At 72.1% G+C, this 20,194-nt stretch carries 19 protein-coding genes; 17 read left to right on the forward strand and 2 right to left on the reverse strand.

The genetic code is table 11. The features are described 5' to 3' along the window. Positions 1-152: 152 nt before the first annotated feature. The 3 genes from lepA to hemW all read left to right on the forward strand — a co-directional run bounded on the left by lepA (position 153) and on the right by hemW (position 5,571). Positions 153-2,018, forward strand: a complete 1,866-nt coding sequence (gene lepA, locus ACZ6JS_RS05450; RefSeq protein ID WP_469295939.1) for a translation elongation factor 4 — start codon at positions 153-155, stop codon at positions 2,016-2,018. A gap of 232 nt (positions 2,019-2,250) precedes the next feature. After that, positions 2,251-4,143: an AMP-dependent synthetase/ligase gene (locus tag ACZ6JS_RS05455; protein ID WP_469295941.1), complete on the forward strand. Its 1,893-nt coding sequence runs from the start codon at positions 2,251-2,253 to the stop codon at positions 4,141-4,143. Positions 4,144-4,338: 195 nt separating this feature from the next. Continuing rightward, positions 4,339-5,571, forward strand: coding sequence for a radical SAM family heme chaperone HemW (gene hemW, locus ACZ6JS_RS05460; RefSeq protein ID WP_469295943.1), 1,233 nt, complete (start codon positions 4,339-4,341; stop codon positions 5,569-5,571). Positions 5,572-5,747: 176 nt separating this feature from the next. On the opposite strand, the gene ACZ6JS_RS05465 is transcribed toward hemW, so the two are convergent. After that, the gene (locus tag ACZ6JS_RS05465; RefSeq protein WP_469295945.1) at positions 5,748-6,557 is read right to left on the reverse strand and encodes a DUF3097 domain-containing protein; all 810 of its coding nucleotides are present in this window, start codon (positions 6,555-6,557) and stop codon (positions 5,748-5,750) included. Between the two features lie 34 nt (positions 6,558-6,591). Then, positions 6,592-7,311 carry an MBL fold metallo-hydrolase gene (locus ACZ6JS_RS05470; RefSeq protein WP_469295946.1) on the reverse strand — a complete coding sequence of 240 codons (720 nt, stop codon included), beginning with the start codon at positions 7,309-7,311 and terminating at the stop codon, positions 6,592-6,594. Positions 7,312-7,464: 153 nt separating this feature from the next. Here ACZ6JS_RS05470 and hrcA point away from each other — a divergent pair, with 153 nt between their 5' ends. From hrcA to era, 14 genes are all read left to right on the forward strand, one after another. Beyond that, a complete protein-coding gene (gene hrcA / locus ACZ6JS_RS05475) occupies positions 7,465-8,481 on the forward strand; it encodes a heat-inducible transcriptional repressor HrcA (RefSeq protein ID WP_469295948.1) in 1,017 nt (338 codons plus the stop codon). Then, complete coding sequence (dnaJ, locus tag ACZ6JS_RS05480; RefSeq protein WP_030027782.1) at positions 8,482-9,621, forward strand: molecular chaperone DnaJ; 1,140 nt, start codon at positions 8,482-8,484, stop codon at positions 9,619-9,621. Between the two features lie 156 nt (positions 9,622-9,777). Beyond that, the gene (locus ACZ6JS_RS05485; protein ID WP_469295950.1) at positions 9,778-10,869 is read left to right on the forward strand and encodes a nitronate monooxygenase; all 1,092 of its coding nucleotides are present in this window, start codon (positions 9,778-9,780) and stop codon (positions 10,867-10,869) included. Next, the gene (locus tag ACZ6JS_RS05490; RefSeq protein WP_469295952.1) at positions 10,866-11,609 is read left to right on the forward strand and encodes a 16S rRNA (uracil(1498)-N(3))-methyltransferase; all 744 of its coding nucleotides are present in this window, start codon (positions 10,866-10,868) and stop codon (positions 11,607-11,609) included. The genes ACZ6JS_RS05485 and ACZ6JS_RS05490 overlap by 4 nt, the downstream gene beginning before the upstream one ends. A gap of 79 nt (positions 11,610-11,688) precedes the next feature. Continuing rightward, positions 11,689-12,048 carry a histidine triad nucleotide-binding protein gene (locus ACZ6JS_RS05495; protein WP_469295953.1) on the forward strand — a complete coding sequence of 120 codons (360 nt, stop codon included), beginning with the start codon at positions 11,689-11,691 and terminating at the stop codon, positions 12,046-12,048. Positions 12,049-12,051: 3 nt separating this feature from the next. Then, positions 12,052-12,957: a ribonuclease Z gene (locus ACZ6JS_RS05500; RefSeq protein WP_469295954.1), complete on the forward strand. Its 906-nt coding sequence runs from the start codon at positions 12,052-12,054 to the stop codon at positions 12,955-12,957. A 178-nt stretch (positions 12,958-13,135) separates the two neighbouring features. Further along, positions 13,136-14,230: a carbohydrate kinase family protein gene (locus ACZ6JS_RS05505; protein WP_469295956.1), complete on the forward strand. Its 1,095-nt coding sequence runs from the start codon at positions 13,136-13,138 to the stop codon at positions 14,228-14,230. 149 nt (positions 14,231-14,379) lie between these two features. Beyond that, positions 14,380-15,420: a PhoH family protein gene (locus tag ACZ6JS_RS05510; RefSeq protein WP_469295957.1), complete on the forward strand. Its 1,041-nt coding sequence runs from the start codon at positions 14,380-14,382 to the stop codon at positions 15,418-15,420. A gap of 13 nt (positions 15,421-15,433) precedes the next feature. Continuing rightward, on the forward strand, positions 15,434-15,931 hold the full coding sequence (gene ybeY / locus ACZ6JS_RS05515) for an rRNA maturation RNase YbeY (protein ID WP_468896868.1): 498 nt from the start codon (positions 15,434-15,436) through the stop codon (positions 15,929-15,931). Further along, the gene (locus ACZ6JS_RS05520; RefSeq protein WP_469295959.1) at positions 15,928-17,232 is read left to right on the forward strand and encodes a hemolysin family protein; all 1,305 of its coding nucleotides are present in this window, start codon (positions 15,928-15,930) and stop codon (positions 17,230-17,232) included. Before ybeY ends, ACZ6JS_RS05520 begins: the two co-directional genes overlap by 4 nt. Continuing rightward, positions 17,229-17,582, forward strand: a complete 354-nt coding sequence (locus ACZ6JS_RS05525; protein ID WP_469295961.1) for an MmcQ/YjbR family DNA-binding protein — start codon at positions 17,229-17,231, stop codon at positions 17,580-17,582. Before ACZ6JS_RS05520 ends, ACZ6JS_RS05525 begins: the two co-directional genes overlap by 4 nt. Positions 17,583-17,652: 70 nt before the next feature. Next, positions 17,653-18,009 (forward strand): cytidine deaminase, encoded by a 357-nt coding sequence (locus tag ACZ6JS_RS05530; RefSeq protein ID WP_469295963.1) that lies wholly within the window; start codon positions 17,653-17,655, stop codon positions 18,007-18,009. A gap of 523 nt (positions 18,010-18,532) precedes the next feature. Continuing rightward, positions 18,533-18,844 carry a hypothetical protein gene (locus ACZ6JS_RS05535; protein WP_469295965.1) on the forward strand — a complete coding sequence of 104 codons (312 nt, stop codon included), beginning with the start codon at positions 18,533-18,535 and terminating at the stop codon, positions 18,842-18,844. 385 nt (positions 18,845-19,229) lie between these two features. Beyond that, a complete protein-coding gene (gene era, locus ACZ6JS_RS05540) occupies positions 19,230-20,180 on the forward strand; it encodes a GTPase Era (protein ID WP_168714643.1) in 951 nt (316 codons plus the stop codon). Positions 20,181-20,194: the final 14 nt, after the last annotated feature.

The following is a 20,194-nucleotide window of genomic DNA, read 5'->3' on the forward strand; positions in this document are numbered from 1 at the left end:
GCCCAAACCGAGCGCACTGCCCCGTCCATGGGACCATGGGAGCCTGCGTATGGACCGACATCGCGCCGCCGAGAGCGACCGGAGCCGGACTGTCCGCTGCGACCGACGCTCCGAAAACGCTTCCGACTGCGACCCGAGAATCAGGACACTGCGTGCCCGCGATCCCCAGCCACGTGCCCGAGCCGAGCCGTACCGACCCGGCGCTGATCCGCAACTTCTGCATCATCGCGCACATCGACCACGGCAAGTCGACCCTTGCCGACCGGATGCTCCAGCTCACCGGTGTCGTCGATCAGCGGCAGATGCGCGCCCAGTACCTCGACCGCATGGACATCGAGCGTGAGCGCGGCATCACGATCAAGTCCCAGGCGGTGCGACTGCCCTGGGCGCCCACTACGGGCGAGGGCCAGGGCAGCACCCACATCCTCAACATGATCGACACCCCCGGGCACGTCGACTTCACCTACGAGGTCTCGCGCTCGCTCGCCGCGTGCGAGGGCACGATCCTGCTGGTGGACGCCGCCCAGGGCATCGAGGCGCAGACCCTCGCCAACCTGTACCTGGCGATGGAGAACGACCTCGCGATCGTCCCGGTCCTCAACAAGATCGACCTGCCGGCCGCCCAGCCGGAGAAGTTCGCCGAGGAACTCGCGAACCTGGTCGGCTGCGACCCCGACGACGTGCTGCGCGTCTCGGCCAAGACCGGCATGGGCGTCGACGCCCTGCTGGACAAGGTCGTCGCCACCGTCCCCGCCCCGGTCGGCGTCAAGAACGCCCCCGCCCGCGCGATGATCTTCGACTCGGTCTACGACTCGTACCGCGGCGTCGTGACGTACGTCCGTGTGGTCGACGGCCAGCTCAACAAGCGCGAGCGCATCAAGATGATGTCCACCGGCGCCACCCACGAGCTGCTGGAGATCGGTGTCTCCTCCCCGGAGATGACCCCGGCCGACGGGATCGGCGTCGGCGAGGTGGGCTACATCATCACCGGCGTCAAGGACGTGCGTCAGTCCAAGGTCGGTGACACCATCACCAGCCTGCACAACGGCGCGACCGAGGCCCTCGGCGGGTACAAGGACCCGAAGCCGATGGTGTTCTCGGGCCTCTACCCGCTCGACGGCTCCGACTACCCGGACCTGCGCGAGGCCCTGGACAAGCTCCAGCTCAACGACGCCGCGCTGGTCTACGAACCCGAGACCTCCGCGGCGCTCGGCTTCGGCTTCCGCGTCGGCTTCCTCGGCCTGCTCCACCTCGACGTGGTCCGTGAGCGCCTCGAGCGCGAGTTCGGCCTCGACCTGATCGCCACCGCGCCGAACGTGGTCTACCGGGTGGTCCTGGAGGACGGCAAGGAAGTCACCGTCACCAACCCGAGCGAGTTTCCCGAAGGCAAGATCAAGGACGTCTTCGAGCCGGTCGTCCGGGCCACCGTGCTCGCCCCGACCGAGTTCATCGGCGCGATCATGGAGCTGTGCCAGCAGCGCCGCGGCACCCTCCTCGGCATGGACTACCTCTCCGAGGACCGCGTCGAGATCCGCTACACCCTCCCGCTCGCCGAGATCGTCTTCGACTTCTTCGACCAGCTGAAGTCCAAGACGCGCGGCTACGCCTCGCTCGACTACGAGCCCACCGGCGAGCAGGCCTCCAGCCTGGTCAAGGTCGACATCCTGCTGCACGGCGACAAGGTCGACGCCTTCTCCGCCGTCTGCCACAAGGACGCCGCGTACGCCTACGGCGTGCGCCTCGTCGCCAAGCTGCGCGAGCTGATCCCGCGGCAGGCCTTCGAGGTGCCGGTCCAGGCCGCGATCGGCTCCCGCGTCATCGCCCGCGAGACCATCCGCGCCATCCGCAAGGACGTTCTCGCCAAGTGCTACGGCGGTGACATCTCCCGTAAGCGGAAGCTGCTGGAGAAGCAGAAGGAAGGCAAGAAGCGCATGAAGATGGTCGGCTCCGTGGAGGTCCCGCAGGAGGCCTTCATCGCCGTCCTCTCCAGTGACGAGTCCGGCAGCAAGAAGAAGTAGCCACCCCTCCGTCACCCGGCGTACACAGGCCCCCGCGCATCGGCGCGGGGGCCTGTTTCGTTATGAACCGGCCGCTCACTGGCTCTTACGCGCACGCCGGACGCGCTCTAGTCTGATCACTGCTCGACGGTTACTCGCCAGTTTAAGAAGTCAACGGCTGCAAACCCGCCAGTCCCAAGCGCCCCCAGCGCCCCACGCCCACGCTGCCGCGTGGATCGGTCCGGAGGATGTCGTGAGCGACACACAGACCTATCTCGAGAACCGCCCGCCCACGGTGGCGGTGCTCTTCCGCGAGCGCGTCGCAGCGACGCCGAATGACGAGGCCTACCGGTATCCGGTGCCCGCAGCCGGCGGCCAGGGCGCTCCGGACGAGTGGAAGTCGCTGAGCTGGAGCCAGGCCGCCGAGCGCGTGTTCGCCATCGCGGCCGGACTGATCTCCCTCGGCCTCGAAACGGAACAGCGCGTCGCCCTCGCCTCCAACACCCGGGTCGAGTGGATCCTCTGCGACCTCGGCGTGATGTGCGCCGGCGGCGCGGTCACCACGATCTACCCCAGCACCAACGCGGACGAGTCGGCGTTCATCCTCGCGGACTCCGAGAGCCGGGTGCTCATCGCCGAGGACGCGAAGCAGCTGGCGAAGGCGCGTGAGCGCCGCGCCGACCTGCCGGGACTGCGCCACGTCGTGGTCCTTGAGGCCGACGACGCGGTCGCCGCCGAGGGCGACCCGGAGGGCTGGGTGCTCTCCCTGGCCGACCTGGAGGCGAGAGGCAGGGAGCACCTCGCCAAGCACCCTGAGGCCGTCGACGAGCGGATCGCGTCCATCACCTCGCAGCAGCTCGCCACCCTCATCTACACCTCCGGCACCACCGGCCGCCCCAAGGGCGTGCGACTGCTGCACGACAACTGGTCCTACCTGGCCAAGGCCATGGTCGCCACCGGCCTGATCGGCAAGGAGGACGTCCAGTACCTCTGGCTGCCGCTGGCCCACGTCTTCGGCAAGGTGCTGACCTCCGGCCAGATCGAGGCCGGTCACGTGACGGCCGTCGACGGGCGTATCGACAAGATCATCGAAAACCTGCCGGTCGTGCAGCCGACGTACATGGCCGCCGTCCCGCGCATCTTCGAGAAGGTCTACAACGGCGTGGCCGCCAAGGCCCGGGCAGCCGGCGGCGCCAAGTACAAGATCTTCCAGTGGTCCGCCGGCGTCGCCCGCGAGTACGCCAAGGTCACGCAGGACAACTACCGCCGTACCGGGCGGGCGACCGCCCCCTTCGGCCTCACCACCAAGCACAAGATCGCCGACGCGCTCGTCTACTCCAAGCTCCGCGACGCCTTCGGCGGGAAGCTGCGCGCCGCCGTCTCCGGCGCCTCCGCCCTGGCCCCCGACATCGGCTTCTTCTTCTCCGGCGCGGGCATCCACATCCTCGAGGGCTACGGCCTGACGGAGTCCAGCGCGGCCTCGTTCGTCAACCCCGGCGAGGCCTACCGCACCGGCACGGTCGGCAAGCCGCTCCCCGGCACGGAGGTCCGCATCGCCGACGACGGCGAGGTCCTGCTGCGCGGCCCCGGCATCATGCAGGGCTACCACAGGCAGCCGGACAAGACCGCCGAGGTCCTGGAGTCCGACGGCTGGCTGCACACGGGCGACATCGGCGAGCTCTCGCCCGACGGCTACCTGCGCATCACCGACCGCAAGAAGGACCTGATCAAGACCTCGGGCGGCAAGTACGTCGCCCCGGCGGAGATCGAGGGCCAGTTCAAGGCGATCTGCCCGTATGTGTCGACCATCGTCGTGCACGGTGCCGACCGGAACTTCTGCTCGGCGCTGATCGCGCTCGACGAGCCGTCGATCCTGGGCTGGGCGGCCGACAACGGGCTGGAGGGCCGGACGTACAAGGAGGTCCTGGCGGCGCCGGAGACCAACCGGCTGATCGAGACCTATGTCCAGACCCTGAACGAGGGCCTCCAGCGGTGGCAGACGGTCAAGAAGTTCCGGATCCTGCCGCGTGACCTGGACGTCGAGCACGGCGACCTCACGCCCAGCCTGAAGCTGAAGCGTCCGGTGGTCGAGCGTGAGTTCAAGCACCTGATCGAAGAGATGTACGAGGGGGCCCGCGAGGCCTGAGGCCTGCCGCGGGCCGGGCGGGGCGGGGCGGTGGTCCGCCCCGCCCGCACCGGCGGAACGCCCTCGCGCGGGCTTCTGCCGGGGGCGCCGCCCCCGGACCCCCCGGCCCGCCGCGGGGGACGGGGGCCGGACGCTGCGCGGGGGCCCGCAGCCCGCGCGGGCGGGACGGCGCACCGGGTGCGGGATGATGGGGGTATGCCTTCCGCACTCCCCGACGGTGAACCCATGCCCGAAGACGGCTCGCTGCCGTCGCACGCCCTGGCCGGCGCCGGGGAGCGGCCGCTCGGGTTCTACCTGCACGTTCCGTACTGCGCCACGCGGTGCGGCTACTGCGACTTCAACACCTACACGGCCACCGAGCTGCGGGGCACGGCAGGCGTTCTCGCGTCCCGGGAGAACTACGCCGACACCCTGATCGACGAGGTCCGGCTCGCGCGGAAGGTGCTCGGCGACGACCCGAGGGCCGTCCGCACCGTCTTCGTCGGCGGCGGCACGCCGACGCTGCTGCCCGCAGGGGACCTCGTACGGATGCTCGCGGCGATCCGGGACGAGTTCGGCCTGGCCGACGACGCCGAGATCACGACGGAGGCCAACCCGGAGTCCGTGGACCCCGCGTACCTGGCCGAGCTGCGCGCCGGCGGCTTCAACCGGATCTCTTTCGGCATGCAGAGCGCCAAGCAGCACGTCCTGAAGGTCCTGGACCGCACCCACACGCCCGGGCGTCCCGAGGCGTGCGTGGCGGAGGCCCGGGCGGCGGGCTTCGAGCACGTCAACCTCGACCTGATCTACGGCACGCCGGGCGAGACGGACCAGGACTGGCGCGACTCCCTCGCCGCCGCCCTCGGGGCCGGCCCGGACCACGTCAGCGCCTACGCGCTGATCGTCGAGGAGGGCACGCAGCTGGCCCGCCGGATCCGGCGCGGCGAGGTCCCCATGACCGACGACGACGTCCACGCCGACCGCTACCTGATCGCCGACGAGGTCATGGCCCAGGCCGGGTACTCCTGGTACGAGGTGTCGAACTGGGCCACCTCGGAGGCCGGGCGCTGCCTCCACAACGAGCTGTACTGGCGCGGCGCCGACTGGTGGGGCGCCGGGCCGGGCGCGCACTCGCACGTGGGCGGGGTGCGCTGGTGGAACGTCAAGCACCCCGGTGCCTACGCCGCCGCCCTCGCGGAGGGACGGTCCCCGGGTGCGGGGCGCGAGCTGCTCTCGCAGGAGGACCGCCGCGTGGAGCGGATCCTGCTGGAGCTGCGCCTCGTGGACGGCGCCCCGCTGTCCCTGCTCGCCCCGGCCGGCCTCGCGGCGTCCCGCAGGGCCCTCGCCGACGGGCTCCTGGAGCCGGGGCCCTACGAGGCCGGGCGGGCCGTGCTGACCCTGCGCGGGCGCCTGCTGGCCGACGCGGTGGTCCGGGACCTGGTGGACTGATCACCCGGTGGGGTGAACCCCGGATCCTCGTCCGGACTGCCTGCGCTCGCCACCGGCGGGAAGCGGGTGACGACGCCGATCACCGCTCCCAGCGGGTCGTGAGGTTCGGCGAGCCCCTGCCGCTGGAACCGCTCGGCAGCGAGCTGGACTCGAGCGGCTTCGCACCTTCGAGGGCGTCAGGCCCCGCCGTCACCCGTGACGAAGTCGATCAGCTCCTCCACGCGGCCCAGCAGGGTCGGCTCCAGGTCCTTGTAGGAGCCCACCCGGGACAGGATGTGCCGCCAGGCGGCTCCGGTGTTCTCCGGCCAGCCCAGGGCCCGGCAGACGCCCGTCTTCCAGTCCTGGCCGCGGGGGACCGCCGGCCACGCGGCGATGCCCAGCGCGGACGGCTTCACCGCCTGCCAGACGTCCACGTAGGGGTGGCCCACGACCAGGACGTGCTCAGAGGTCACCGACGCCGCGATACGGGACTCCTTCGAGCCCGGCACCAGGTGGTCCACCAGCACCCCCAGCCGCGCGTCCGGCGCCGGGCCGAACTCCGCGACCACCGCGGGCAGGTCGTCGACGCCCTCCAGGTATTCGACCACCACGCCCTCGATGCGCAGGTCGTCGCCCCACACCCGTTCCACCAGCTCCGCGTCGTGCCGGCCCTCGACGTAGATCCGGCCCGCCCGGGCCACCCGCGCCCGGGCGCCGGGGACGGCGATCGACCCCGACGCCGTACGGGCCGGCGCCGACGGGCCCCGGGACGGGCGGACCAGGGTGACGGCCGCGCCGTCCAGCAGGAAGGCCCGCGGCTCCATCGGGAACACCCGGCGCTTGCCGAAGCGGTCCTCCAGGGTCACCGTGCCCGCTTCGCAGGCCACCACCGCGCCGCAGAAGTCCGTACCCGCCACCTCGACCACCAGGTCCGGTTCCGCGGCGACCTCCGGGGCTGCCTTGGGTCGCTTCCACTGCGGGGTCAGGTCGGGGGAGTACTCGCGCATCCGGCCGACATTAGGAGAGCCGCGCGCCACCCGCCTACGACACGCCGGAACGGGCCGCGAGTGTGGCGCGTTGCGCACGCACGAACCCCGCGGTGACCACCGCTCCGTGACCCGGCACGTACAGCGCGTCCTCGCCGCCCAGCGACAGCAGCCGGTCCAGGGCGGCGGGCCACTGGCGGGGCATGGCGTCCGGGCCCGCCGACGGCTCGCCCGACTCCTCGACCAGGTCGCCGCAGAACACCGTCTCGCGCTCGCCCGGGACGAAGACCGCCAGATCGTGACCTGTGTGCCCGGGCCCGACGTTGGCCAGCAGCACCTGCACCCCGCCCAGGTCCAGGGTCCACTCGCCCGACACCTGGTGGCCCGGCAGCACGAGCAGGTCCACCGCCTCGGCCGCCTCCGCCTCCACCAGCCCGTGCCGCACCGCGTCCCCGCGCAGCTCCTCGCGGCCCGAGTCCAGCAGCGCGGTCAGCCCGACCGCCCCGAAGACCTCGGCCCCGGGAAAGGCGGCCGCGCCCAGCACGTGATCGAAATGGCCGTGCGTGAATGCGATATGGGTCACGCTCCTGCCCGTCAGCAGCTCCGCCTCGGCCCGCACCTCGGCGCCCTCGCGCACGCACGACCCGGGGTCGATCAGGAGGACGGAATCGTCGCCCACCACCAGCCCCACCGTGCAGTCCCACACCGGCAGACGCCGCCGGCCGGCCCTTCCGGTGAGTCGTTCCCAGCCCGCCTCTTCCCAACGCACGTCCATGCCGCGACGCTACCCTGGCGGGCCTCCCTTGCCAGGGTCTTACTACCCGGCCGTACACTGAGCGGGGGCTCTCTGGCACTCGAACGCGCAGAGTGCCAACGAACGCCAGAACACGGCAGAACACGGCAACGGATCACGCTGGAGGTGTGCGCGATGCTCAGCGAACGCAGACTCGAAGTGCTGCGCGCCATCGTCCAGGACTACGTCGGGACGGAGGAGCCGGTCGGCTCCAAGGCGCTCACCGAGCGGCACCGGCTCGGCGTCTCGCCCGCCACCGTGCGCAACGACATGGCGGTGCTGGAGGAAGAGGGCTACATCGCCCAGCCCCACACCAGCGCCGGCCGGATCCCCACCGACAAGGGCTACCGCCTCTTCGTCGACAAGCTCGCGGGGGTCAAGCCGCTGTCGACGCCCGAGCGACGGGCCATCCAGAACTTCCTCGACGGGGCCGTGGATCTCGACGACGTCGTCGGCCGTACGGTGCGGCTGCTCGCGCAGCTCACGCGTCAGGTCGCGGTCGTCCAGTACCCGAGCCTGACCCGGTCGACCGTCCGGCACGTGGAGCTGCTCTCGCTCGCCCCCGCGCGCCTGATGCTCGTACTGATCACGGACACCGGCCGGGTCGAGCAGCGGCTCGTCGACTGCCCCAGCCCCTTCGGCGAGGCCCCGCTCGCCGACCTGCGGGCCCGGCTCAACAGCCGGGTCGTCGGCAGGCGCTTCACCGATGTGCCCCCGCTCGTCCAGGACCTCCCGGAGTCCTTCGAGGCCGACGACCGGGGCACCGTCTCCACCGTGCTCTCGACGCTCCTCGAAACCCTGGTCGAGGAGGCGGAGGAGCGGCTGATGATCGGCGGTACCGCCAATCTCACCCGCTTCGGACACGATTTCCCCCTGACGATCAGGCCGGTGCTCGAGGCGCTGGAGGAGCAGGTCGTGCTCCTCAAGCTGCTCGGCGAGGCCAACGAGTCGGGAATGGCCGTAAGGATCGGGCACGAGAACGCCTACGAGGGGCTCAACTCCACGTCGGTCGTCTCGGTCGGTTACGGTTCGGGCGGCGAAACGGTCGCCAAACTCGGCGTGGTCGGACCGACCCGCATGGACTACCCCGGAACGATGGGAGCGGTACGCGCAGTGGCACGTTACGTCGGACAGATCCTGGCGGAGTCGTAAGTGGCCACGGACTACTACGCCGTTCTCGGCGTGCGCCGCGACGCATCGCAGGACGAGATCAAGAAGGCCTTCCGGCGCCTCGCGCGTGAACTCCACCCGGACGTGAATCCGGACCCGAAGACGCAGGAGCGCTTCAAGGAGATCAACGCGGCCTACGAGGTGCTGTCGGACCCGCAGAAGAAGCAGGTCTACGACCTCGGCGGCGACCCGCTGTCCTCCTCGGGCGGTGGCGGCGGCGCCGGCGGCTTCGGGGCGGGCGGCTTCGGCAACTTCTCCGACATCATGGACGCCTTCTTCGGCCAGGCCTCGCAGCGCGGCCCGCGCTCGCGGACCCGCCGGGGCCAGGACGCCATGATCCGCCTCGACCTGGAGCTGGACGAGGCGGCCTTCGGGACGACCAAGGACATCCAGGTCGACACGGCCGTCGTCTGCACCACCTGCTCCGGCGAGGGCGCCGCCCCCGGCACCTCGGCGCAGACGTGTGACATGTGCCGCGGCCGCGGTGAGGTCTCGCAGGTCACCCGGTCCTTCCTGGGCCAGGTCATGACCTCGCGCCCCTGCCCCCAGTGCCAGGGCTTCGGCACCGTCGTCCCGACCCCGTGCCACGAGTGCGCGGGCGACGGACGGGTCCGCTCCCGTCGCAGCCTCACGGTCAAGATCCCCGCCGGCGTCGAGAACGGCACCCGGATCCAGCTCGCGGGCGAGGGCGAGGTCGGCCCCGGCGGCGGCCCCGCCGGCGACCTGTACGTGGAGATCCACGAGCTGGCGCACCCGACCTTCCAGCGGCGCGGGGACGACCTGCACTGCACGGTCACCATCCCGATGACGGCGGCCGCGCTCGGCACCAAGTGCCCGCTGGAGACGCTGGACGGCCTGGAGGAGATCGACATCCGGCCCGGAACCGGATCCGGCCAGGCGATCCCGCTGCACGGGCGCGGCGTCACGCACCTGCGCGGCGGCGGGCGCGGAGACCTGATCGTCCACGTCGAGGTCACCACCCCGACCAAACTGGACGCCCAGCAGGAGGAACTGCTGCGCCAGCTGGCGAAGCTGCGGGGCGAGGAGCGGCCCATGGGCCAGTTCGCGCCGGGCCAGCAGGGGCTCTTCAGCCGCCTGAAGGACGCCTTCAACGGTCGCTGACCGCACGGCGGGCAACCGCTTCGAGCCCGGCCCGGGGAGACCCCGGCCGGGCTCTCGCGTTCCGGCGGAGGCCGCCCGTCCGCCCGCCTGGAGGGGGACTATGCCAGGCGAATGCGGTGATTCGGCGCCCTGGGCCGGACGTGGCACGATGCAGCCATGTCCACCGCCGCGAACGGTCTCTCCCCCCACCCGATCGTGCAGGCTCCCATGGCGGGCGGCGCTTCCTGCCCGCCGCTCGTCGCCGCCGTGTGCGAGGCCGGCGCCCTGGGCTTCCTGGCCGGCGGCTACAAGACCGCCGACGGGATGTACCAGGAGATCAAACAGGTGCGGGCGCTCACCCGGCACCGCTTCGGCGTCAACCTCTTCATGCCGCAGACCGGCCACGTCGACCCGGCCGCGGTGGAGGCGTACCGCGGGCAGCTGGCCGGCGAGGCCAGCTGGTACGAGATCTCGCTCGCCGAGGAGGACATCATCGGCACCAGCGACGACGGCTACGACGCCAAGCTCGCCATCCTCCTCGAGGACCCGGTCCCGGTCGTGTCGTTCACCTTCGGCTGTCCCGCCCCCGCGGCCCTGGCCGCCCTGCGCAAAGCCGGTACGTACACCGTCGTCACGGTGACCTCCGTCGAGGAGGCCCGCAGCGCCCAGCAGGCGGGAGCGGACGCCGTCTGCGTCCAGGGTGTCGAGGCGGGCGGCCACCAGGGCACCCACCGGGACGACCCGCAGGTCGACGGCACGGCGGCGCACGGACTGCTCGCGCTGGTGGCACAGGTGCGGGAGGCCGTGGCCCTGCCGATCATCGCCGCGGGCGGGGTCATGCGGGGTGCCCAGATCGCCGCGCTGCTCGCGGCCGGCGCGGCCGCGGCGCAGCTCGGGACGGCCTTCCTGGTGTGTCCCGAATCGGGTGCGGACCCCGTGCACAAGAAGGCGCTGACCGATCCGCTCTTCGTCCGGACGGAGCTGACCCGGGCCTTCTCCGGGCGGCCGGCGCGCGGGCTGGTCAACCGCTTCATGCGCGAACACGGCCCCTACGCCCCGGCCGCCTACCCCCAGGTCCACCACCTGACCTCGGGGCTGCGCAAGGCGGCCGCCGCGGCCGGCGACGCCCAGGGCATGGCCCTGTGGGCGGGCCAGGGGCACCGGCTTGCGCGGGCGCTGCCGGCGGCGGAGCTGGTGGAGGTGCTGGCGGCCGAACTGGCGCAGGCCCAGAGGATGTTGAAGGAAATGCAGATGAGGAGTGCGTCATGACGGCCCCGGTGTTCGTGGTCGAAGAGGTCCCCGCAGGGGCGGAGTTCGTCCTGGACGGCCCGGAGGGCCGGCACGCGGTGTCCGTGAAGCGGCTGAACCCGGGCGAGCAGGTGGTCCTGACGGACGGTCGCGGCGGCTGGGCGGAGGGGGTCGTCAAGGCGGCCGAGGGCAAGGACCGGCTCGTCGTGGCGGTCTGTGCCGCCGGGCAGGAGGAGGAGCCGGCGGTCCGCATCACCGTGGTCCAGGCCCTGCCCAAGGGCGACCGGGGCGAACTGGCCGTCGAGACCATGACCGAGACCGGCGTGGACGCGATCGTGCCCTGGCAGGCCTCGCGCTGCATCACGCAGTGGCGCGGCGACCGCGGCGCCAAGTCCCTGGCCAAGTGGCGGGCCACGGCCCGCGAGGCGGGCAAGCAGTCACGCCGGGTCCGCTTCCCGGAGGTGGCCGAGGCCATGTCCACCAAGCAGGTCGCGGCGCTGCTGGCCGGCGCCGACCTGGCGATGGTCCTGCACGAGGACCGCGACGCCCCCTCGCAGGCCCTGGCCACGGCCGAGCTGCCCGCCACCGGCTCCGTCGTCCTGGTGGTCGGGCCGGAGGGCGGCGTCTCCCCGGAGGAGCTGGAGGTCTTCGCCGCGGCGGGGGCGCACCCCCACCGCCTGGGCCGTTCCGTCCTGCGGACCTCCACCGCCGGCACCGCTGCCGCCGCGGTCCTGCTGGCCCGTACCGGACGCTGGGCCTGACCGGCCGAAACGCACACCCGCGACGGGTCCCCGGCTGGATACGATGCCCGGACCGATCAACGTTACGGGAGGGTTCGCAATGGCCGGGGAACCGCAGGCCGACTGCCTGTTCTGCAAGATCGTCGAGGGTGCCGTCCCGGCGACCGTGGTCCGGGAGACCGAGACCACCGTCGCCTTCCGGGACATCAACCCGCAGGCGCCCACGCACGTGCTCGTCATCCCCAAGGTGCACTACCCCGACGCCGCGTCCCTCGCGGCCGCCGAGCCGGGCGTGGCCGCCGACATACTGCGTGAGGCCGCACAGGTCGCGGCCGACGAGAAGATCGACGACCACGGCTACCGGATCGTCTTCAACACCGGCTCCGGGGCCGGCCAGACCGTCTGGCACGCCCACGCGCACATCCTGGGCGGCCGCGGCCTCCAGTGGCCGCCGGGATAGCACGTGTCCGTCAGAGAGTTCGTGGTGCTGGGCACCGCCAGCCAGGTGCCCACCCGCCACCGCAACCACAACGGCTACCTGCTGCGCTGGGACGGCGAGGGCATCCTCTTCGACCCGGGCGAGGGCACGCAGCGGCAGATGCTGCGCGCCGGGGTCGCCGCGCACGACATCAACCGCATCTGCATCACCCATTTCCACGGTGACCACAGCCTCGGCCTCGCCGGGGTGATCCAGCGGATCAACCTCGACCAGGTCCCGCACCCCGTCGCCGCGCACTACCCGGCGTCGGGGCAGAAGTTCTTCGACCGGCTCCGGTACGCCACGGCCTACCGGGAGACGGTGCCGATCCTCGAGGAGCCGGTGGCCGAGGACGCGGTCGTGGCGCGCGGGGCCTCGTACGTCCTGGAGACCCGGCGGCTCTCGCACCCGGTGGAGTCCTTCGGCTACCGGATCACCGAGCCCGACGGGCGCCGGATGGTGCCCGAACTGCTCGCCCGGCACGGGATCAAGGGGCCCGACGTGGGTCGGATCCAGCGGGACGGGCGCCTCGGCGGGGTCACGCTGGAGGAGGTCAGCGAGCCCAGGCCCGGGCAGCGCTTCGCCTTCGTCATGGACACCCGGCTCTGCACCGGCGTGGACGAGCTCGCCGAGGGCTGCGACATGCTGGTGATCGAGTCGACCTTCCTCGACGAGGACGAACGGCTGGCCGCCGACCACGGGCACCTCACCGCCGGCCAGGCGGGGCGGGTGGCGCGGGCGGCGGGCGTACGGCACCTCGTGCTGACGCACTTCTCGCAGAGGTACACCGACCCGGCCGAGTTCGAGCGCCAGGCGCGGGCGGCGGGCTTCGAGGGGGAGCTCACCGTGGCCGCGGACCTGACGAGGGTGCCGTTGCCGAAGCGGGGCTGACGCGGGCGGGCCCGGGGCGCGCGGCGTCCCGGGCCCGCCCCGCGGGTTCCGGTGATCGGGTCGCCGGGCATGTTGTGGGTGACCTGCGCCACACTGGGTTTTGATCCCGCCCCTGGTGGGCAGACCTGGCAGCTTTCACCGAAGAAACGGCCCTTCGAGATCAACCGGGGAGACCACCGTGACCAGTCGGGACCTCGACAGCCGCACCGCAGCCGTGGACCCGCTCGGTCCGCTGCGCGACCCGGAGGAACCGGGCTGCGACGTCTTCCTGACCGGGACGGTCTTCCTCGACATCATCTTCACCGGCCTCGACTCGGCGCCGGTGCGCGGTACGGAGTCCTGGGCGCGCGGCATGGGCTCCAGCCCCGGCGGCGTCGCCAACATGGCCACCGCCCTGGCCCGGCTCGGCCTGCGCACCTCGCTGGCCGCCGCCTTCGGCGACGACCACTACGGGGAGTACTGCTGGGACGCCCTCGAACAGGGCGAGGGCATCGACCTGTCCATGTCGCGGATCGTCCCCGGCTGGCACAGCCCCGTCACGGTCTCGATGGCCTACGAGGGCGAGCGCACGATGGTCTCGCACGGCCACGAGGCGCCGCCGCCGGCGGACCCCGGACCCTCGCCGCAGCGCCCGCCGAGAGCCCGCGCGGCCGTGGCCTCCCTGGACCCCGGCCGCGGCGAGGAGTGGGTCGGCGAGGCGGCCCGGGGCGGCTCGCGGGTCTTCGCCGACGTGGGCTGGGACGAGAGCGGGCGGTGGGACCTGGGGGCGCTGGCCGACCTGGAGCACTGCGAGGCCTTCCTGCCGAACGCGGGCGAGGCGATGCGGTACACGCACACCGACTGTCCGCGGGCGGCGGCACGCGCACTGGCCGAGAAGGTCCCCATCGCGGTGGTGACCATGGGCGCGGAGGGCTCGTACGCGGTCGACGGGCGCACCGGGGAGACCGCGCACGTCCCCGGGATCGCCGTGGAGGCGCTGGACCCGACGGGGGCGGGGGACGTCTACGTGGCGGGCTTCGTCACCGGCACCCTGGCGGGCTGGCCGCTGGCGGACCGGCTGGCCTTCGCCGGGCTGACCGCGGCCCTGTCGGTCCAGGAGTTCGGCGGCTCCCTGTCGGCCCCCGGCTGGCCCGAGGTGGCCCACTGGTGGCGGGCGGCCCCGCACGCGCTGCGCGGCCGCTACGGCTTCCTGGACGAGCTGATCCCGCCGGCCGCGACTCCCGCCGCCCGGCGCAGGGCCGTACCGACGATCGGCTTCCGGCACTCCGCGTAGCCGGGGGACCGCGGAGCCCGCCGCGGGCGGGGGAGGGCGGTGAAAACCTCTCGGGGAAGCGGCGGCGGCGACGTACGCTTGGTAGTCCGGAGGTCGTCGATCGGCGCGGCCCCTCAGCAGGAGGTATGCGCAGGCCACAGTGCCGGCCCATGACTCAGACATCGACAGCCCACATCCCCGCGCCGGGGCAGGCGCGAGCACACTTCACCGTACCGGCGACGCACCCGATGGTGACGGTGCTCGGCTCGGGCGACGCCCTGTTGCGCGTGATCGAGAAGGCCTTCCCGAAGGCCGACATCCATGTTCGGGGCAATCAGGTCAGCGCGATCGGAGAGGCGGCGGAAGTCGCCCTGATCCAGCGACTGTTCGACGAGATGATGCTGGTGCTCCGCACCGGGCAGCCGATGACGGAGGACGCAGTGGAACGCTCGATCGCCATGCTCAAGGCGAGCGCGAACGGCAACGGAGACGGCCCCGAGACGCCAGCCGAGGTGCTCACCCAGAACATCCTTTCCAGCCGTGGCCGCACCATCCGCCCCAAGACCCTCAACCAGAAGCGGTACGTCGACGCGATCGACAAGAACACGATCGTCTTCGGCATCGGCCCCGCCGGTACCGGAAAGACCTACCTCGCCATGGCCAAGGCGGTCCAGGCCCTCCAGTCCAAGCAGGTCAGCCGGATCATCCTGACCCGGCCCGCCGTCGAGGCGGGTGAGCGGCTCGGCTTCCTGCCCGGCACCCTGTTCGACAAGATCGACCCGTACCTGCGCCCGCTGTACGACGCGCTGCACGACATGCTCGACCCCGACTCGATCCCGCGGCTGATGGCGGCGGGCACGATCGAGGTCGCGCCGCTGGCCTACATGCGCGGCCGGACGCTCAACGACGCGTTCGTGGTCCTCGACGAGGCCCAGAACACGACCACCGAGCAGATGAAGATGTTCCTGACCCGGCTCGGCTTCGACTCGAAGATCGTGATCACCGGTGACGTCACCCAGATCGACCTGCCCGGCGGGGCCAGGAGCGGTCTGCGCCAGGTCCAGGAAATCCTCGACGGGGTACCGGACATCCACTTCTCGAGGCTCACCTCCGAGGATGTCGTCCGGCACAAGCTGGTCGGCCGTATCGTCGACGCGTACGAGAAGTACGACGACGGCCAGCAGGCCGCCAACGGCTACCAGCGGAAGTAGAACCCAGCGCACCATGTCGATCGACGTCAACAACGAGTCCGGAACCGAGGTCGACGAGCAGGCGATCCTCGACATCGCCCGCTATGCGCTCACCCGGATGCGGATCCACCCGCTCTCGGAGCTCTCCGTCATCGTCATCGACGAGGACGCGATGGAGCAGCTCCACATCCAGTGGATGGACCTGCCGGGCCCGACCGACGTCATGTCCTTCCCGATGGACGAGCTGCGTCCGCCGTCCAAGGACGAGGAGGAGCCCCCGCAGGGGCTCCTCGGCGACATCGTGCTGTGCCCCGAGGTCGCGAAGAGGCAGGGCGAGGAAGCCCCGACGCAGCACTCCATGGACGAGGAGCTCCAGCTCCTGACCGTCCACGGGGTGCTGCACCTGCTCGGATACGACCACGAGGAGCCGGACGAGAAGGCCGAGATGTTCGGCCTCCAGGCGGCCATCGTGGACGGATGGCGCGGTGAGCGCGGGCTGACCGGCCCGTCCCCGGCTCCCACCGTCTCGTGAGCGCCCCGCAACTGATCACCGGCGCGGTGCTGCTGGTGGTCGTGGCCTGGTTCGCGGCGTGCGCGGAGTCCGGCATCGCCCGCATCTCGATCTTCCGCGCCGAGCAGGCCGTACGGGAGGGCAGGCGCGGCAGTGAGAAGCTCGCGCAGGTCGCCGGCGACCCCACCCGCTACCTCAACGTGGCACTGCTGGTCCGGGTCACGTGCGAGATGGCCGCCGGGGTCCTCGTCACCTATGTCTGCCTCGACGAGTTCGGCGAGAACTGGACCGCGCTGCTGGTGGCCATCGCCGTGATGGTGCTCGTCTCCTACGTCGCCGTGGGCGTCTCCCCGCGTACGATCGGCCGCCAGCACCCGCTGAACACGGCGACTGCGGCCGCGTACGTCCTCGTACCGCTCGCCAGGATCATGGGGCCGATCCCGCAGCTGCTGATCCTCATCGGCAACGCGCTCACTCCCGGGAAGGGCTTCCGCAAGGGGCCCTTCGCGTCCGAGGCCGAGCTGAGGGCGATGGTCGACCTCGCCGAGAAGGAATCGCTCATCGAGGACGACGAGCGCCGCATGGTGCACCAGGTCTTCGAACTCGGCGACACCCTCGTGCGCGAGGTGATGGTGCCGCGCACCGACCTGGTGTGCATCGAGCGCTACAAGACGGTCCGTCAGGCGACCACGCTCGCCCTCCGGTCCGGTTTCTCGCGCATCCCGGTCACGGGGGAGAACGAGGACGACATCGTCGGGATCGTCTATCTGAAGGACCTGGTCCGCAAGACGCACATCAACCGGGAAGCCGAGGCGGACCTGGTGTCGACGGCGATGCGGCCGGCCGTCTTCGTGCCGGACACCAAGAACGCGGGCGATCTGCTGCGCGAGATGCAGCAGGTGCGCAACCACGTGGCCGTCGTCATCGACGAGTACGGCGGCACGGCCGGCATCGTCACCATCGAGGACATCCTCGAGGAGATCGTCGGCGAGATCACGGACGAGTACGACCGGGAGCTCCCGCCGGTCGAGGACCTGGGTGAGGACCGCTACCGGGTCACGGCGCGGCTGGACATCACCGACCTCGGCGAGCTGTTCAAGGTCGAGGCCTTCGACGACGAGGACGTCGAGACGGTCGGCGGTCTGCTGGCGAAGGCGCTGGGCCGGGTGCCGATCGCGGGCGCCTCTGCGGTGGTGGAACTGCCCGACGGGCGTCCGCTGCGACTGACGGCCGAGTCGCCGGCCGGCAGGCGCAACAAGATCGTGACGGTGCTGGTCGAACCGGTGGCCGCGGCGGAGGCCGCGGGGGAGGAGGGGGAATGACCCCGGCGCAGCTGCGGGAGTTCTGCCTGGGCTTCAACGCGGCGGTGGAGGAGTTCCCCTTCACCCCGGAGACCTCGGTGTTCAAGGTGAAGGGCAAGATGTTCGCGCTCAGCGCGCTGGACGCCGAGCCGCTGAAGGTCAACCTCAAGTGCGAGCCGGAGCTGGCGGTACGGCTGCGCGAGGAGCACGAGGCGATCGCGCCGGGCTATCACATGAACAAGCGGCACTGGAACACGGTGACCGTGGGCGGGGTCCCCGACGCGATGCTGCGCGAGCTCGTCGAGGACTCCTACGACCTGGTGGTGGCGGGGCTGCCGCGGGCGGAGCGCCTGAAGCTCGACCGGCCGTGAGCCGGGCCGTGGCCGGGCCGCGGCGGGGTCGTTGCACGGCCGGGCAGCGGCGCTCCCTATGCTTTCGACCATGACGGAGAGCACCGGGATCGACCCCGAGGACAGCAAGATCATCACGCTGGCGCGCAGCGCCCGGGCCCGCAACGGGGTGCCCGAGGGGGCGGCGGTGCGGGACGAGACGGGACGTACGTACGTCGCGGGCACGGTGGAGCTCGACTCCCTGAAGCTGAGTGCGCTGCAGACAGCGGTCGCGATGGCCGTGGCCAGCGGGGCACGGTCCCTGGAGGCCGCCGCCGTCGTGAGCGCGGCCGAGGCCCCGGCCGCGGCCGACCGCGCGGCGGTCCGCGACCTCGGCGGCCCGGACACCCCGGTCCTCCTGGCCGCCCCGGACGGCACCCTGAAGTCCACGACCCCGGCCGGGTCGTAGCCGCAGGGCACCGGCGCCCGGCCGTTCCGGCCTCGCCCTCGCGGGGCAAGACCGAGTTCGGCCGTGACCGGGCCCCCCTCCGGCCTCGCCGGCGTCCGAGGTCTTGGAGCCACGGCGGAACCCCGAAGGCCCGGCTCCGCCGGACACCGGGTTGCGTCCTGGAGCCACCCCGGACCGGCCGGCCGGCGCAGCGCGTCGGCCGCCCGGTGCCGGAGCAGCGGCTCGCCGCCACCACGGCGGCCCGGGCCTGGGTGCCCGACCGGCTGCACACCGCTGCGGCCGCACGAGCCGCTCCGGCTCACCGGCACGGCCCGGTAGGAGGCCATGACGGTACGGACCTCCACGCGCAGCTGCCGCGAGGAGGCGGGCATCGGCTCGCGCCCGTGGATCACCGGCCGGCGGGTGGAGCCGCCCGGCGGCCGCCGGAGCGGACGGAGCTGTCGACGGGGCAGCGGGCAAGGACATCACCCTCGGTGCGGTCGCGTACGGCGACGGCGGCGCCGCTCCCGGCCGGATCGGCACCGTGACCGTCACCGACGCCCGCGGCGGCCCGGCCGGCTGGTCCCTGACGGGAAAGGTCACCGACTTCACCGGACCGGGCGGGATCCGCATCCCGGGCGCGTCCCTGTCCTGGACCCCGTCGTGCGCGGCGGCCCCCGGCAGCCAGAGCCGGTGTACGGCGGGCAGCGCGGGCGTCGTCGGCCCGGAGGGCGCCCTCCTGGCCTCCGTCCCGGACGCCCCGCTGGTCGGCGGCACCTTCACGATCGACGCCGCCGTCACCCTGCACGTGCCGCCGTACCCCCGCCGGGCGCCTATAGGGCGGTCCTCACGCTGACCCTGTCGTGACCGCGATCCAGCCCCGCCGGCGCCGGAGGCGCGGGGGCCGGCCGGCCACCCTGCCGGCCGCCGGGACGGCGTCGGCCTCACCGTCACCGGCGCGCTCGGCCACCGGCGCGCTCGGCCGCCTGCGTGCGCGACCGCGGGCGTGCGCGACCGCGGGCCCACCGGGCTGCCCGCCGAACTGCCGCCGGGTCAGGAAGTGCGCCTGCGGCCCCCCGGACGGCCCGCCCGCCGCGGAATGGGCGCGGGTGACGGTGCGCGTGCGGTCCGACGGAACCACAGCTCAGGGCCGTGCCGCCCATGCCGCGCACCCGCCGCTCACGGCTGTGCTCGCCGCCACCGCCCCGGTCTGGTCGGCGCTGGGAGCCGCATCGGGGAGAATGGCCCGTATGAGCGATCGTTCCCCCGAGTCCACCGCCCCGCACCGTGCGGGCTTCGCCTGCTTCGTCGGCCGTCCCAACGCCGGGAAGTCGACCCTCACCAACGCACTCGTGGGCACCAAGGTCGCGATCACTTCCAACCGGCCGCAGACCACCCGCCACACCGTCCGCGGCATCGTGCACCGCCCCGACGCGCAGCTCGTCCTCGTCGACACGCCCGGTCTGCACAAGCCGCGCACCCTGCTCGGCGAACGCCTCAACGACGTCGTGCGCACCACCTGGGCCGAGGTCGACGTCATCGGCTTCTGCCTGCCGGCCGACCAGAAGCTCGGCCCCGGCGACAAGTTCATCGCCAAGGAGCTCGCGGGGATCAAGAAAACCCCCAAGATCGCCATCATCACCAAGACCGACCTCGTCGAGTCGAAGGTGGTGGGCGAGCAGCTCATCGCCGTCCACCGGCTCGCCGAGGAGCTGGGCTTCGAGTGGGCCGAGATCGTCCCCGTATCGGCGGTCGGCGACAGCCAGGTCCAGCTGCTGGCCGACCTGATCGCGCCGCTGCTGCCGGAGTCCCCGCCGCTGTACCCGGAGGGCGACCTCACCGACGAGCCCGAGATGGTCATGGTCGCGGAGCTGATCCGGGAGGCGGCGCTGGAAGGCGTCCGCGACGAGCTCCCGCACTCCATCGCCGTGGTCGTCGAGGAGATGATCCCGCGCGAGAACCGTCCGGCGGACCGCCCGCTGCTCGACATCCACGCCAACGTCTACATCGAGCGGCCGAGCCAGAAGGGCATCATCATCGGCCCGAAGGGCTCCCGCCTGAAGGAGGTCGGGATGAAGTCGCGCAAGCACATCGAGGCGCTGCTCGGGACCCCCGTCTTCCTCGACCTCCATGTGAAGGTCGCCAAGGACTGGCAGCGGGACCCCAAGCAGCTGCGCAAGCTCGGCTTCTGACCGGCCGCCCGGGC

The organism is Streptomyces sp. NPDC046349 (genome assembly GCF_055587885.1).